Source organism: Pseudomonas sp. Ma2-10, from assembly GCF_054330215.1.
On record NZ_JBTEYL010000027.1, the window covers coordinates 1 to 13,831 of the forward strand.

At 58.2% G+C, this 13,831-nt stretch carries 11 protein-coding genes and 1 pseudogene; 3 read left to right on the forward strand and 9 right to left on the reverse strand.

What is annotated here, in order from left to right:
* Nucleotides 1-229: 229 nt before the first annotated feature.
* Nucleotides 230-1,417: a Na+/H+ antiporter NhaA gene (gene nhaA / locus ACXPVS_RS23350; protein ID WP_458512005.1), complete on the reverse strand. Its 1,188-nt coding sequence runs from the start codon at nt 1,415-1,417 to the stop codon at nt 230-232.
* A 239-nt stretch (nt 1,418-1,656) separates the two neighbouring features.
* Here nhaA and ACXPVS_RS23355 point away from each other — a divergent pair, with 239 nt between their 5' ends.
* Complete coding sequence (locus ACXPVS_RS23355) at nt 1,657-2,751, forward strand: PLP-dependent cysteine synthase family protein (protein WP_458512006.1); 1,095 nt, start codon at nt 1,657-1,659, stop codon at nt 2,749-2,751.
* A 44-nt stretch (nt 2,752-2,795) separates the two neighbouring features.
* Here ACXPVS_RS23355 and ACXPVS_RS23360 read toward each other — a convergent pair whose 3' ends face one another.
* The gene (locus tag ACXPVS_RS23360) at nt 2,796-4,409 is read right to left on the reverse strand and encodes an NAD(P)/FAD-dependent oxidoreductase (protein WP_458512007.1); all 1,614 of its coding nucleotides are present in this window, start codon (nt 4,407-4,409) and stop codon (nt 2,796-2,798) included.
* A gap of 95 nt (nt 4,410-4,504) precedes the next feature.
* Complete coding sequence (locus ACXPVS_RS23365) at nt 4,505-5,170, reverse strand: COG3650 family protein (RefSeq protein ID WP_458512008.1); 666 nt, start codon at nt 5,168-5,170, stop codon at nt 4,505-4,507.
* Nucleotides 5,171-5,244: 74 nt separating this feature from the next.
* Here ACXPVS_RS23365 and ACXPVS_RS23370 point away from each other — a divergent pair.
* Nucleotides 5,245-5,515: pseudogene (locus ACXPVS_RS23370) on the forward strand (hypothetical protein); the annotation flags it as partial.
* A 102-nt stretch (nt 5,516-5,617) separates the two neighbouring features.
* Here the strand turns inward: ACXPVS_RS23370 and ACXPVS_RS23375 are convergent.
* The 5 genes from ACXPVS_RS23375 to ACXPVS_RS23395 all read right to left on the reverse strand — a co-directional run bounded on the left by ACXPVS_RS23375 (nt 5,618) and on the right by ACXPVS_RS23395 (nt 10,620).
* Nucleotides 5,618-6,319 carry an ABC transporter ATP-binding protein gene (locus ACXPVS_RS23375; RefSeq protein WP_458512009.1) on the reverse strand — a complete coding sequence of 234 codons (702 nt, stop codon included), beginning with the start codon at nt 6,317-6,319 and terminating at the stop codon, nt 5,618-5,620.
* On the reverse strand, nt 6,320-7,087 hold the full coding sequence (livG, locus tag ACXPVS_RS23380) for a high-affinity branched-chain amino acid ABC transporter ATP-binding protein LivG (RefSeq protein ID WP_458512010.1): 768 nt from the start codon (nt 7,085-7,087) through the stop codon (nt 6,320-6,322).
* The gene (locus tag ACXPVS_RS23385; protein WP_458512011.1) at nt 7,084-8,340 is read right to left on the reverse strand and encodes a high-affinity branched-chain amino acid ABC transporter permease LivM; all 1,257 of its coding nucleotides are present in this window, start codon (nt 8,338-8,340) and stop codon (nt 7,084-7,086) included. The genes livG and ACXPVS_RS23385 overlap by 4 nt, the downstream gene beginning before the upstream one ends.
* A complete protein-coding gene (livH, locus tag ACXPVS_RS23390; RefSeq protein WP_458512012.1) occupies nt 8,337-9,260 on the reverse strand; it encodes a high-affinity branched-chain amino acid ABC transporter permease LivH in 924 nt (307 codons plus the stop codon). The genes ACXPVS_RS23385 and livH overlap by 4 nt, the downstream gene beginning before the upstream one ends.
* A gap of 232 nt (nt 9,261-9,492) precedes the next feature.
* Nucleotides 9,493-10,620, reverse strand: coding sequence for a branched-chain amino acid ABC transporter substrate-binding protein (locus tag ACXPVS_RS23395; protein WP_458512013.1), 1,128 nt, complete (start codon nt 10,618-10,620; stop codon nt 9,493-9,495).
* A gap of 338 nt (nt 10,621-10,958) precedes the next feature.
* Between ACXPVS_RS23395 and ACXPVS_RS23400 the strand changes: the two genes are divergently transcribed.
* On the forward strand, nt 10,959-11,264 hold the full coding sequence (locus tag ACXPVS_RS23400) for a DUF2288 domain-containing protein (RefSeq protein ID WP_129441798.1): 306 nt from the start codon (nt 10,959-10,961) through the stop codon (nt 11,262-11,264).
* 212 nt (nt 11,265-11,476) lie between these two features.
* Here the strand turns inward: ACXPVS_RS23400 and ACXPVS_RS23405 are convergent, their stop codons facing one another.
* Complete coding sequence (locus tag ACXPVS_RS23405; RefSeq protein ID WP_458512014.1) at nt 11,477-13,672, reverse strand: hypothetical protein; 2,196 nt, start codon at nt 13,670-13,672, stop codon at nt 11,477-11,479.
* Nucleotides 13,673-13,831: the final 159 nt, after the last annotated feature.

Genomic DNA, 13,831 nt, shown 5'->3' on the forward strand with positions numbered 1-13,831 from the left:
ACTGCCTGTCCAAGTGGACGTGGATCAGGTGTCCAAGTGAGCATGGAACGAGTGTCCAAATGATCGTGGGCTGAGTGTCCAAGTGTCGTGGAATCCGCAGCCAGCCACTGATCTTCCTTGCGTTCGTACGTCGACAACCCCTGAAAAAGGGGCGGTGCGACGTTAACGAACGTGGCTGAGTGTGGCTGTAGGACGAGTCTTCAATGACTCTAAGAGTTGTCTCTGATTATCAGGATGGCAACGCGGTGTTCTTGCGACTCGCCGCCGCCGTTACCGCATAACCAATCAATGCCGCCAATATCGAACCGGTCAAAACCCCCATCCGGTCCATCCCGGCGTATTCACTGACACCCGGCTCAAACGCCAGGGAGCCGACAAACAGACTCATGGTGAAACCGATCCCGCAGAGGATTGCCACGCCCAACACCTGGCCCCAATTGGCGCCTTGGGGCAGGGCGGCGATGCCAATTTTCACGGCCAGCCAGGTCAGGCTGAAGACGCCGAGGGTCTTGCCCAGCAGCAGGCCGGCCGCGATGCCCATCGGTACGTGGTGGGTGAAGCTTTCGACGGTCAGGCCGCTCAGGGACAGGCCGGCGTTGGCGAAGGCGAACAGCGGCAGGATGCCGTAGGCCACCCACGGATGCAGGGCGTGTTCCAGGCTAAGCAACGGCGAAGGTTCGGCGTTTTTCGTGCGCAGCGGAATGCAGAAGGCCAGGGTCACGCCGGCCAGTGTCGCGTGGACACCGCTCTTGAGCACACAGACCCAGAGGATCAAACCGATGATCATGTACGGCCCGAGCTTGACCACCCCGAGTCGGTTCATCGCGATCAGTGCCACGATGCACGTCGCCGCCAGAGCCAGCGAAAGGGTCGAGAGCGTGCCCGAGTAGAAGATCGCAATGACGATGATTGCGCCGAGGTCGTCAATAATCGCCAAAGTCATCAGGAAAAGCTTCAGCGACACCGGTACCCGCTTACCCAACAGGGCCAGTACGCCGAGGGCGAAGGCGATGTCGGTAGCCATCGGGATGGCCCAGCCACCCAGGGCTGCCGGGTCATCACGGTTCAGAAACCAGTAGATCAGCGCCGGCACCACCATGCCGCCAATTGCCGCCGCGCCGGGCAGGACGATTTGCGACGGTTTCGACAGTTGACCGTCAAGAACTTCGCGCTTCACTTCTAGCCCGATCAACAGGAAGAACAGGGCCATCAGGCCGTCGTTGATCCACAGCAGCGCCGGTTTGGCGATTTGCAGCGCGCCGACCTGCGCCACTACCGGAGTGTCCAGAAAGCTGCTGTAAAGCCACGACAGCGGAGAGTTATTGATGATCAATGCCAGGGCAGCAGCGGCGATCAGTAACAGTCCGCTGGCCGCTTCCAGCTGGAAGAAACGCGTGAAAGTGCTGCGCAGAGGCAAGGTCGCTCTCCATCGATGAATTCAAAAGGTGGTACACCCTAACCCGTACCGTTAGTTGTTAAAACAAGAGTTATATTCTTTTTTGTTATATGCCGTTATGGCGTGAACAACCGGCAGGAACCTGAGCCTAGCAGTTGTCGGGCGTATTGAATCTGAGCTGTACCTGTGCGTGATGTAGGTTTTTTCCTAAGCTTGTTAGCTGAGCCTTGCAACAAGGCCGACTCAACGAGAAAACCAAAATGAGCGACAACCGACAGTGGGCCCGCGAAGCCATCCGGATCATCGAAGCCGACTTCCAGCGCAGCGCCGACACCCACCTGATTCCCTTGCCGCTGCCGGGCTTTGCGGGCATCGAGTTGTATTTCAAGGATGAGTCCAGCCATCCCACCGGCAGCCTCAAGCACCGCTTGGCGCGCTCGCTGTTTCTGTATGCGTTGTGTAACGGTTGGCTCAAACCCGGTGCGCCGGTGATTGAAGCGTCCAGCGGTTCGACGGCGATTTCTGAGGCGTACTTCGCCGGTTTGCTGGGCTTGCCGTTCATTGCGGTGATGCCGGCGACCACCTCCAAAGAGAAGATCGCGCAAATCGCTTTCTACGGCGGCAAGAGTCACTTGGTCGACGATCCGACCCAGATCTACGCCGAATCCGAGCGGCTGGCTCGCGAACACGATGGGCATTTCATCGACCAGTTCACCTATGCCGAGCGCGCTACCGACTGGCGGGCGAACAACAACATCGCCGAATCGATCTTCCAGCAAATGCGCTTCGAGTTGCACCCCGAGCCGAGTTGGCTGATCTCCAGCCCCGGCACTGGCGGTACCACCGCGACGCTGGGCCGTTACGTGCGTTATCGCCAGCACTGCACCCGCGTGCTCTGCGCCGATGCTGAGCGCTCGGTGTTCTTCGACTACTACCAGACGGGCGACGCCAGTCTGCGCCTGGATTGCGGTTCGCGGATTGAAGGCATTGGCCGGCCTCGGGTAGAAGCATCGTTCCTGCCAAAAGTGATCGATGCGATGGTCAAAGTGCCGGACGCGTTGTCTCTGGCGGCCATGCATTACCTGGCGCAGCGCTTGGGACGTCGGGTTGGCGGGTCGAGCGGGACCAACCTGATCGGGGCCTTGATGGCGGCCCAGCGGATGGCGGCGGCGGGGGAGTCGGGGTCCATCGTGGCGATTCTGTGTGATGGCGGCGAGCGTTATGCCACCACTTATTACGACCAGACTTGGCTCAAGGCCCAGGGGTATGAGTTGAGCGGTTTGATGGATGCGGTAGCGGGGAGTGTCGAGCGCGGCGAGCCGCTTCCTGCCAGCGTATTGCGCGCCAATATCTGATCGGACGATCGTTCCTACATGGCGTAGGAACGATCGTCTCAGTGTCAGGCTTCGAGGCCGAGGATGTCGCGGGCGACCGCTTCTGCAATCCGAATCCCGTCAACACCCGCCGACAGAATCCCGCCTGCATAACCCGCGCCTTCACCTGCCGGGAACAAGCCTTTGACGTTCAGGCTCTGCATTGACTCGTTACGGGTAATCCGCAGCGGCGACGACGTACGCGTCTCGATCCCGGTCAACACCGCATCGTGCAGCGAATAACCGCGAATTTGCTTCTCGAACGCGGGTAAAGCTTCGCGGATGGCTTCGATGGCGAACGCGGGCAAGGCCAGCGCCAAATCACCCAAGGCAACCCCAGGTTTGTAGGAAGGTTCTACGCTGCCCAACTCGGTGGACGGCTTGCCGGCAATGAAGTCGCCGACCAGTTGCGCTGGCGCTTCGTAGTTGCTGCCGCCCAGCACAAAGGCGAGGGATTCCAGGCGCTCCTGCAGCTCGATACCCGCCAGCGGGCCGCCCGGGTAATCGACTTCCGGTGTGATCCCGACGACGATCCCGGAGTTGGCGTTGCGCTCGTTACGCGAGTACTGGCTCATGCCGTTGGTGACCACGCGGCCCGGCTCGGACGTTGCCGCCACCACGGTGCCGCCCGGGCACATGCAGAAGCTGTAGACCGAACGTCCGTTGCTGGCGTGGTGCACCAGTTTGTAGTCGGCAGCCCCGAGTTTCGGGTGACCGGCGTACTTGCCCAAACGCGCGCGGTCGATCAGCGATTGCGGGTGTTCGATGCGGAAACCCACCGAGAACGGTTTGGCTTCCATGAACACGCCACGGCCATGGAGCATGCGGAAGGTGTCCCGGGCGCTGTGACCGAGGGCCAGAACCACATGTTTCGAATGGATCTGCTCGCCGCCATTGAGCTCGACGCCGACCAGTTGCCCGTCCTCGATCAACACGTCGGTAACGCGCTGCTGGAAGCGCACTTCGCCACCCAGCGCACGAATCTGCTCACGCATGTTCTCCACAACACCGGTCAGACGAAACGTCCCGATGTGCGGTTTGCTGACGTAGAGAATTTCTTCCGGTGCACCCGCTTTGACGAACTCGTGCAGGACTTTGCGTCCGATGAATTTCGGGTCCTTGATCTGGCTGTAAAGCTTGCCGTCAGAGAACGTCCCCGCGCCACCTTCACCAAATTGCACGTTGGATTCCGGGTTAAGCACACTTTTACGCCACAGACCCCAAGTGTCCTTGGTGCGCTGACGCACTTCGGTGCCGCGCTCGAGGATGATCGGCTTGAAGCCCATTTGCGCGAGCAGCAGCCCGGCGAAAATCCCGCACGGACCGAAGCCCACGACGACAGGACGTTGCTCAAGATCAGCCGGCGCCTGGCCGACCGCTTTGTAGCTGACGTCCGGCGCCACGTTGACGTTACGGTCATCGGCGAACGTATGCAGCACCGCCGCCTCATCGCGAACGTTGAGGTCGATGGTGTAGATGAAGCACAGTTCGGAGGACTTTTTGCGCGCATCGTAGCTGCGCTTGAACAAGGTGAAATCGAGCAGGTCATCACTGATGATGCCCAGGCGCTGCACGATGGCGGGGCGCAGGTCTTCTTCGGGATGGTCGATCGGCAGCTTGAGTTCGGTGATTCGTAACATGACAGGATCCGGTTCGCGGGGCGCACAACTGCGCCAAGGCGTTTGAAGCCCGCGATTATAAGCCTCAAAGAATGATTCCAGTGAGGCTAAAACGATCAGTCGTTACGCGATCCGCCGAAATACCCGCAGCCACGCTGAACCTGGCCGTCGACGCGCAGTTCGGCGCTCATGTGCTGGACGCTGCCGGTGCTGCTGTCGACGCAACGTTGCGGTGCAACCCACAGTTCGATGTGCTGGTTATTAACTTCGGTGCTGAGATTGAAGCGGCCATCGCCCAGTTGCTCTTCAACGTAGGGCACGGCCAATGGCGGCTGACCGGCACGCTCGATGACCATGCCTTTGCCGCTGACTTTCACGTTCCACTCAGGCCCATGGCCGGCGGCGCGCAGGATAAGCAATTTGAAATTCGGATCGTTGCACGCGGTGCCCGAGCGCTCGACGCGGTACAACTGCGCAAGATCGAGCCGGCTGTCGGCACCACTGGTAACAATCCGGCCGCGCACGTCGGCAAACAGCTTGCCCTGGGCATCGGCCAGGGTCGCGGCCTCTTGCAGGACACTGGTGCCGCCGGTGTCGTTGACCACATAACTGCGCTGTTCATTGCACGGCTGGAACAACAACTTGCCGTCGGCCGCCGTCAACTGGCCTTGCATACGGGTCTGGCCCACGTGGGAAGCACTTTCACGCGGGCCGTCGAGCAATTGGCAAGCGGCGAACAACGGAAGCAGGGCAATAAGGACTAAGGAACGGGCAACACGCATCTTTGAGTCTCCAGACAAGTGCCGCCACGTTACTCAGCCTGACCGTTCATCACAAGGCTTTAGCCGGCGTGGGCAAATATCCTGAGGTGCAGATTGAGATCGACTTGAGCAACAGTTGGCGTGATTTGTCCCGCGACGGGTTTGCTCTCGCGGTTCGCTCCGAGGTGGGCAATGACGAGCGCCTGGCACGAAATGACCTGCGCCGGCATTACGCGGTTGCCGTCCTGCTTGCTGCAAGCGGTATTGGCTGACGGCCGTTTGCGCTGGCTCCTGCGTGACCATCAGACGCGCAGACACCCGCATCGGGGCGGTTTACCGAAGCGCCCACAGGTGTTGGTGGACTAGTTGATCGGCTGGTTCAAGCGCAGGATCAACTCCAGCGCTGACACATGAATGTCGTTGAACGAAAAAACGGCCCGAAGGCCGTTTTTCGTTTACCGCAAAGACTCAACCACCCAAGTACGCTTCACGCACTTTCGGATCAGTCAGCAGCGCTTCACCCGTGCCTGTCATCACCACCCGGCCGTTCTCCAGAACGTACGCACGGTCAGCAATTTTCAGCGCCTGGTTGGCGTTTTGCTCGACCAAAAACACCGTCACACCATCCTTGCGCAGCTGTTCGATGATGTCGAAGATCTGCTGGATGATGATCGGTGCCAGGCCCAACGAAGGTTCGTCGAGCAGCAACAGCTTGGGTTTGCTCATCAGCGCACGGCCGATGGCGAGCATTTGCTGTTCGCCACCGGACATGGTGCCGCCGCGTTGGGCAAAGCGCTCTTTCAGGCGTGGGAAAAGTTCGAGAACCTTGTCCATCTGTTCCTGATAATCACCCTTGTCGGTGAAGAACCCGCCCATGGCGAGGTTTTCTTCCACGGTCAGTCGGGCAAACACCCGACGCCCTTCTGGCACCACCGCGATGCTCTTGCGCATGATCTGCGCCGAGGTTTGCCCCACCAACTCTTCACCCATGTAGCGGATGCTGCCGCTGTGGGCCTGCGGCGAACCGCAGAGCGTCATCAGCAGGGTCGATTTGCCCGCGCCGTTGGCGCCGATCAGCGTGACGATTTCACCCTGACGGATTTCCACGTTGACACTGTGCAGGGCCTGGATCTTGCCGTAGAAGGTGGAAACGTTTTCGAATTGCAGCATTTACGCTTCCCCCAGGTAGGCTTTGATCACTTCAGGATTATCGCGGATCTGTTCCGGCGTGCCGTCGGCCAGAGGTGTGCCCTGGTTAATCACGACGATGTGGTCGGAAATGCTCATGACCAGTTTCATGTCGTGTTCGATCAGCAGCACGGTGACATTGTGCTCTTCGCGTAACATGCTGATCAGCGCCTTCAGGTCCTCGGTTTCCTTCGGGTTCAGGCCGGCAGCCGGTTCGTCGAGCATGAGGATCCGTGGACGGGTCATCATGCAGCGAGCGATTTCCAGACGACGTTGCTGGCCGTACGCCAGAGTGCCGGCCGGACGGTTGGCGAACTGCGTGAGGTTGACCTTCTCCAGCCAATACTCGGCGAACTCCATGGCCTCGCGTTCGCTCTTGCGGAACGACGGGGTCTTGAACAGGCCGGACAGGAAATTGGTGTTCAAGTGACGGTGCTGTGCGATCAAGAGGTTCTCGACCGCCGTCATGTCCTTGAACAGCCGCACGTTCTGGAAGGTCCGCACCACGCCTTTGAGGGCAATCTTGTGACCGGGCAGGCCTTGGATCGCCTCGCCGTCCAACAGGATGCTGCCGCCGCTCGGCTTGTAGAAACCGGTCAGGCAGTTGAACACAGTGGTCTTGCCAGCGCCGTTAGGGCCGATCAGCGCAACCACCTGTTTTTCTTTCACGGTCAGGGCCACGCCGTTGACCGCCAGCAAGCCGCCGAAACGCATGCTCAGATTTTCGACTTTAAGGATCTCGCGACTCATTTGCGCAGCTCCATGTGAGGACGTTGCATGGGCAGCAGGCCTTGAGGACGCCAGATCATCATCAGCACCATCAAGGCGCCGAACATCAACATGCGGTACTCACTGAACTCACGCATCATTTCAGGCAGCAGGATCATCACCACGGCAGCGAGGATCACACCCAACTGCGAGCCCATGCCACCCAATACGACGATGGCGAGAATGATCGCCGACTCGATGAAGGTGAAGGACTCGGGGGTCACCAGACCCTGACGGGCGGCAAAGAAGCTGCCTGCAAAACCGGCGAAGCTGGCGCCCAGGGTGAAGGCGGACAACTTGATCACTGTAGGATTCAGGCCCAGTGCACGGCAGGCAATTTCGTCTTCACGCAACGCTTCCCAGGCACGGCCGATGGGCATGCGCAGCAGGCGGTTGATGACGAACAGCGCAGCCAGCGCCAGCAACAGCGCGACCAGGTAGAGGAAAATCACCTTGTTGATCGAGCTGTATTCCAGTCCGAAGTACTCGTGGAACGTCTGCATGCCTTCAGCGGCTTTACGTTCGAAGGTCAGGCCAAAGAACGTCGGTTTCTCGATGTTACTGATGCCGTTCGGACCACCTGTGAGGCCGGTCAGGTTACGCAGGAACAGACGGATGATTTCACCGAAGCCCAGCGTCACGATCGCCAGGTAATCACCGCGCAGACGCAAGACCGGGAAGCCGAGCAGGAAGCCGAACGTGGCCGCCATCAGACCGGCAATCGGCAGGCAGATCCAGAAGCTCAGACCGTAGTAGTGCGACAGCAGCGCATAACTGTAGGCACCGACGGCGTAAAAGCCGACGTAACCGAGGTCGAGCAGACCGGCCAGGCCGACCACGATGTTCAGGCCGAGGCCGAGCATCACGTAGATCAGCACCAAGGTGGCAATGTCCACCGACCCACGGGAGCCGAAGAACGGCCAGACCAGAGCACAGGCGATCAGCGCGATGATGATCCAGCGCTGGGTGGTGGGCAGGGTCAGGAATTTACTGGCCTTGGGCGGAATCAATGGCATGTTTGGCGAGGAGCGCCAGACCGAGCTGATTTGCTGGTCGAACAGCACCCGCAGGAACATCAGCACCGAGCACACGGCGATGGTGATCAGCGTTGCAGTGCTGGTGCCATGGACTTCGAGGTTGATGCCGACAATGGTCAGTTTCAGGCCGAGTACCGGGTAGGCAACGGCCCACACCAGCAAGGCGCTGAACAACGCCTGTTTAAGATTCCTAGTCATACTTTTTCAACCTCCGGACGGCCCAACAGGCCGGTTGGCCGGAACAACAACACCAGAACCAATAAGCCGAACGCCACGACGTCCTTGTACTGGTCGCCGAAGATATCGGCACCAAAGGCTTCCGCCACCCCAAGCACGATCCCGCCGAGCATGGCTCCGGGGATGCTGCCGATACCACCCAGTACCGCTGCGGTGAAGGCTTTGAGGCCAACCAGGAAACCGGCGTTCGGGTTGATCACGCCGTATTGCATGCTCAGCAACACAGCCGCGATGGCTGCCAGTGCGGCACCGATGACAAAGGTCAGGGCGATAATGTTGTTGGTGTTGATACCCAAGAGGTTGGCCATCTTGATGTCTTCGGCACAGGCGCGGCAGGCGCGGCCCAGACGAGAGCGGGAGATGAACAGCGTCAGGCCGAGCATGGCGAGTAACGTCACCACGAACACCACGATTTGCATGTAGGAAATCAGCACTTCATGTGCGCCACCTGGCCCGAAAACAATGTTGCCGGGAATCAGGTTGGGGATGGATTTGTCCTTGGAGTCTTGCGCCAGCAGAACCGTGTTCTGCAGGAAGATCGACATGCCGATGGCGGAAATCAGGGGGATCAGACGGTTGCTGCCGCGCAAGGGGCGGTAGGCGATCCGTTCGATGCTGTAACCGTAGGCGCTGGTCACGACGATAGTCGCGAGAAAAGCGGCGGTCATCAACAGCGGAACACTGTCGAGTCCCATCATGGACAGGCCCGCAATGGCGATGAACGCCACGTAGGAACCAATCATGTACACCTCGCCGTGGGCGAAGTTGATCATTCCAATGATGCCGTAAACCATCGTATATCCGATGGCGATCAGGGCATACGTGCTGCCAATGGTCAGACCATTAACCAGCTGTTGGAAAAAGTGATAGATGTCAGGCATTACAGCGCTCCTAAAAACCTGATACGCATTTCACTGGTGGAGTCATTTTCCCGCTCGAGCCCCGTGGATCTGCATCCACTTCGAACGCGAGGTTTGCCAGCGAACCGCTGATGACGGTTTTGAGATTTTCAGGTGGGGAGACTGGCGGATCACGCCAGCGCGGCCCAATACGTTCGTAAAATAAAGCCCACGGCACGCCGTGGGCTTTATTGGCAGTCAGTCAGGCAACGCCTTACTGAGGCTTGGCTTCAGTTTTAGGTTTGCCGAAGTGCCACTCGTAAACCACAAATTTGAAGTCTTTCAGGTCGCCCTTGTCATCGAAGCTCAGGTCGCCGGTCGGAGTTTTGAAGGTGCCTGCGTGGATGGCAGCGGCCACCTTGGCAGTGTCTTCGGACTTGGCAGCCTTGATACCTTCGGCGATCACTTCCACAGCCGAGTAGGACGGGAACACGAACGGACCGCTCGGGTCTTCTTTCTTCGCTTTGAACGCATCAGCCAGGGCGATGTTGGCCGGATCCTGGTCGAAGGATTTCGGCAGGGTCACCAGCAGACCTTCGGAAGCGTCTTTGGCGATCTGCGAAATGGAGTCGTTACCCACGCCTTCCGGCCCCATGAACTTGGCTTTCAGGCCTTTTTCCTCGGATTGACGCAGGATCAGACCCAGCTCTGGGTGGTAGCCGCCGTAGTAGACGAAGTCGACGTTGGCTTGCTTGAGCTTGGAGATCATCGAAGAGAAGTCTTTGTCGCCGGCGTTGATGCCTTCGAACACGGCAACCTTGACGTTTTTGCTTTCCAGGGTTTTTTTCACGGCGGTGGCGATGCCTTCACCGTATTGCTGTTTGTCGTGCAGAACAGCAACGACTTTCGGTTTTACGAAGTCGGCAATGTAGTTACCGGCGGCAGGGCCCTGGGCGCTGTCCAGACCGATGGTGCGGAACACCATTTTGTAACCACGGGAAGTGATTTCCGGGCTGGTGGCAGCCGGGGTGATCATGATCACGCCTTCGTCTTCGTAAATGTCCGAAGCCGGTTGAGTGGAGCTGGAGCACAGGTGGCCGACCACGAACTTGACGCCGTCGTTGACGACTTTGTTGGCGACCGCTACCGCTTGTTTTGGATCACAGGCGTCATCGTATTCAACGGCTTCGAGTTTCTTGCCGTCTACGCCGCCTTTGGCGTTGATCTGTTCGATGGCCATTTTAGCGCCACTGAACTGCATGTCGCCGTATTGGGCTACAGGGCCGGTTTTAGGGCCGGCGATGCCGATCTTGATGGTGTCAGCTGCGAACGAATGGCTGGCAACCCCGGCCAGAACCATAGCGGCAAACAGTTTGGAAATCTGCTTAGTAGCCTTAGTCATAGTGCTCCACTCTTACTGTTGTAGTTTTTATAGTCCTGGCGCCGTAGCAGCAGAACCGGGTCAGATATCTTCGATATCCTCCGGAAAATGCCCCCGGCAACTGTACCGGTACAGTGTAGAGCGCCAGTTGTTAGCCTGGGAAGCTGGCGCAAGGGGGCAAAACCTGAGGATGTCGCTTTATTGAAAGAAAAAGACAGAATGGCGGCGGGGGTAATAGCTGAAGTATCAGCAATCCTTGGCTTTCCTGCTGTTTTCAATCGGTAACTCAATTGCATCCGGGTTTTTCTGCCAGACCACCAACGTTATGATTACGTCGATTTCTTTTCCGGACAGGGCCCATGACTCAAGAACCTAGCACCCTCTATGCCAAGCTGCTTGGTGAAACCGCATCTATTACCTGGAAGGAGCTTGAGCCGTTCTTCGCCAAGGGTGCCCTATTGTGGGTCGACCCCGGCCTGGATTTGATTGCTGCAGCGCAGGCAGTCGCGACCGATGAAGGCGAGAAGGTGGCTGCCTGGCTGGCCGCCGACAAGGTCGCCAAGCTGTCTGAAACGCGGGCGCTGGATCTTTTTGAACGTGATCCGGAGCTGTGGGCAGTGGTCGTTTCGCCGTGGATTCTGATCCAGGAAAGGGCGACGAGCTGACAGCGCGCACTTTATTGGTGCGCGTTGTTGTCGGGCAAAAGTGGGTAGCCGAGTAGCGTGATGGCATGTTGCCGTAGAGAAAGGCCACAGAAGGGTCTTGACGAGGGTGACGTGCGCGTAACGGGAACAGTTTAATGAGCAGCCCGATGGCTGCTTAATTGTTTCTGAATGTGATCGTCCCGCGCTCTGCGTGGGGACGATCACATCCGGCCTTAGAAGCTTTTGCCGGTATGGTTGTTCAGCGAAATAACCTTGGTCTTGCCAATCCGGTGACGATAAATCTCGCGCAAGTACTTGATCGCCTTCTTCACGCAATCCCGGGACAGACGAATGTCATTGATTGAGATGAACTTGTCTTTGTCGTTGATCAGTTCGCGGTACTTCTTCTCGTACATCGGCTTGATCGCGTACCAGTTGGTGTCGAGGATCTTCGCCGGGTTTTCGAACTCATTCAGCAACTCGTCGATACGGTCTTCGTCGAATTCTTCATTAATGATGAAGTCCAGGATCGAGTTATCCAGAGTCTCGTCAAAGCGGTACGGGTTTTTGGCAAAGCAACGCTTGATGAAGGCCACGATCAGCGTCAGGAAATCGTCCGACAGGCACGGGCTCTTGGCGATCAAGGTGGTCAGCGACAGGTTGGCCGAGGCGCCGATGACCAGCGCATAACGCTTGAGCGTGGTGTTCGGGAACAGACTGTTGAGGTGGGTCTTCAACCGGTTCAGGTCCATGTAGGACAGCTTGTAGTCCTTCGGCAACGAAACAATCGAGACCACCGACGAGCAGTTTTTGAAGAAGTGCAGGTCGTGCAAAGCGGCCGCGTCGTAACCGGAATTCTTGTACTGCTCCAGTGAAGCGCGATAGCGCTTGGATTCGATCGGTAACAGGCTGATGCCTTCGATTGCCTGGGTCACTTTGTTGAAGTGCGGCAAGTCGATGGAGCGAAAGAACAGGTCGTCGATGTTCAGGCGCTGCGGTTCTTTCTCGAACACCTTGAATTTGTCGTTGCTTGGCGGCGGGGTTTCCGGCACCACGGACTCGGCGTAGGCAATTGCTACGGGGCCGGCCAGGCTCATGAACAGGTCGTTGGCGTCGAGGCGAATGGTTTCGCCAATGTCGATGCCTGCGCGGCGGAAATAGTTCTGGTCGTAGTCGGTGGTCACCGCCTGCGCCGTCAGAATGTTGAAGATTTGCTGTGAGATGTACTGGTTAGCATGTTTTTCCATCGCGTTGACGTCGATGTTCTGGATGTTGCCGTCATCGCTTTCTTCGGCGTAACGCATGATGTCGTTGGAGATCAGCATCATGGCGTTCCATGGGCGGATACGACCCATGACACTGGCTTCGCTGCTGTCTTCGTTGGCGAAGTTGTAGGAGAAGTCCCACTCTTCCGACAGGTATTTACACAGCAGACGACCGGCGTTGATGTGCAGCGCCTCGGACATTTCGCTGCGGTGATCGGAAATGTTCGGCAGTACGCAAATGCCGCTGGTGAAGATCGGCTCGAAGACGAAGGAATGACCGCTCTTGCCGTCGTGCTCGTCCATCGGCTTGGTGTCGAACGTCTTGTTCATGTACGAGTGCTGCTGGGCCAGGCCGAATTCCGAGGCCATGCCCGAACCGGTACCGCCACCGGCGCTGAAAATCGAGAAGTACAGGCGCGACTGGTTGGCCTTGATCCCGCAACTATCGATCAGGTACGAATGAATCATCTTCCAGTCAGGGCTGGAGAAACGCTGGGTGTCCTTGTTCAGGATGATCTTGGCCAGGTACTGACCGAGGATCGGCGCGTTACCGGCGCCACCGGCGTGGACTTCCGACAAGTCCATGATTTTCATTTTGCTGTAGTCGCGCAGAAAACCGCTTTTTTCGCCCTTGCGCGAGAAACGGATGCGGCCGGCGATGTCTTTGTCCAGGTCGCCGAGCATGACCAACGGTTCTACCAGGAACACCGGTTTAGTGGCCTTGTTCGGCCCCAGGCGCAGGTTATTGCGAATCCACTGTGCCGGGCTGTAGCCCTTTTCCGCGAAGCGCTTGTCCGGCGACAGGCGATCTTCGTTATTGAATTCGTTGAGGTAGAACTTGCGGGCGTTGTACACCAGCTCCGCGACGTCCAGCGCGATGTTCGAACCGCAGCGGCCCAGGCCGATCAGGCATACCGACGGGAATTCCTGATCGCTGTGATGTTCACTGTCGCCTTCCAGGTGCGTTGGGCGCGGGAACACCATGTCGCGCAGGCCATCGAGGTTATCGAGGATGCGGTCGGTATTGGTTTCGGTGAAGTACAGGTATTGCTGAGTTGCCAGCGGGCGCGATGGCGTCAATGGCTTCGACGGTGCGGGGCTGTTTGCCGCGGGGCTCAACGTCAGATCGGATGTCGCAGTGGCCGGATTATTTTTAGAAGTCATTGTGCGCCATGTACCTGGGCTGGTTGGTGGCGCGACACGATGTTGTCGAACCATCACGGATGGGATCTCGCGTCGTTTTTCAGCGCGTATTTGGCCCAAGCGTCAGGGCCTTGGCCTGAGCATCACTCGGGGGAATCCTTTCCTAAGTCATGGTGAATC

Coding starts and splice junctions, on each gene's coding strand:
- ACXPVS_RS23355 (WP_458512006.1), top strand. CDS start 1,657: ATGAGCGACAACCGACAGTGGGCCCGCGAAGCCATCCGGATCATCGAA.
- ACXPVS_RS23395 (WP_458512013.1), bottom strand. CDS start 10,620: ATGACTAAGGCTACTAAGCAGATTTCCAAACTGTTTGCCGCTATGGTT.
- ACXPVS_RS23375 (WP_458512009.1), bottom strand. CDS start 6,319: ATGCTGCAATTCGAAAACGTTTCCACCTTCTACGGCAAGATCCAGGCC.
- ACXPVS_RS23400 (WP_129441798.1), top strand. CDS start 10,959: ATGACTCAAGAACCTAGCACCCTCTATGCCAAGCTGCTTGGTGAAACC.
- ACXPVS_RS23365 (WP_458512008.1), bottom strand. CDS start 5,170: ATGCGTGTTGCCCGTTCCTTAGTCCTTATTGCCCTGCTTCCGTTGTTC.
- ACXPVS_RS23405 (WP_458512014.1), bottom strand. CDS start 13,672: ATGACTTCTAAAAATAATCCGGCCACTGCGACATCCGATCTGACGTTG.
- ACXPVS_RS23360 (WP_458512007.1), bottom strand. CDS start 4,409: ATGTTACGAATCACCGAACTCAAGCTGCCGATCGACCATCCCGAAGAA.
- ACXPVS_RS23385 (WP_458512011.1), bottom strand. CDS start 8,340: ATGACTAGGAATCTTAAACAGGCGTTGTTCAGCGCCTTGCTGGTGTGG.
- livH (WP_458512012.1), bottom strand. CDS start 9,260: ATGCCTGACATCTATCACTTTTTCCAACAGCTGGTTAATGGTCTGACC.
- livG (WP_458512010.1), bottom strand. CDS start 7,087: ATGAGTCGCGAGATCCTTAAAGTCGAAAATCTGAGCATGCGTTTCGGC.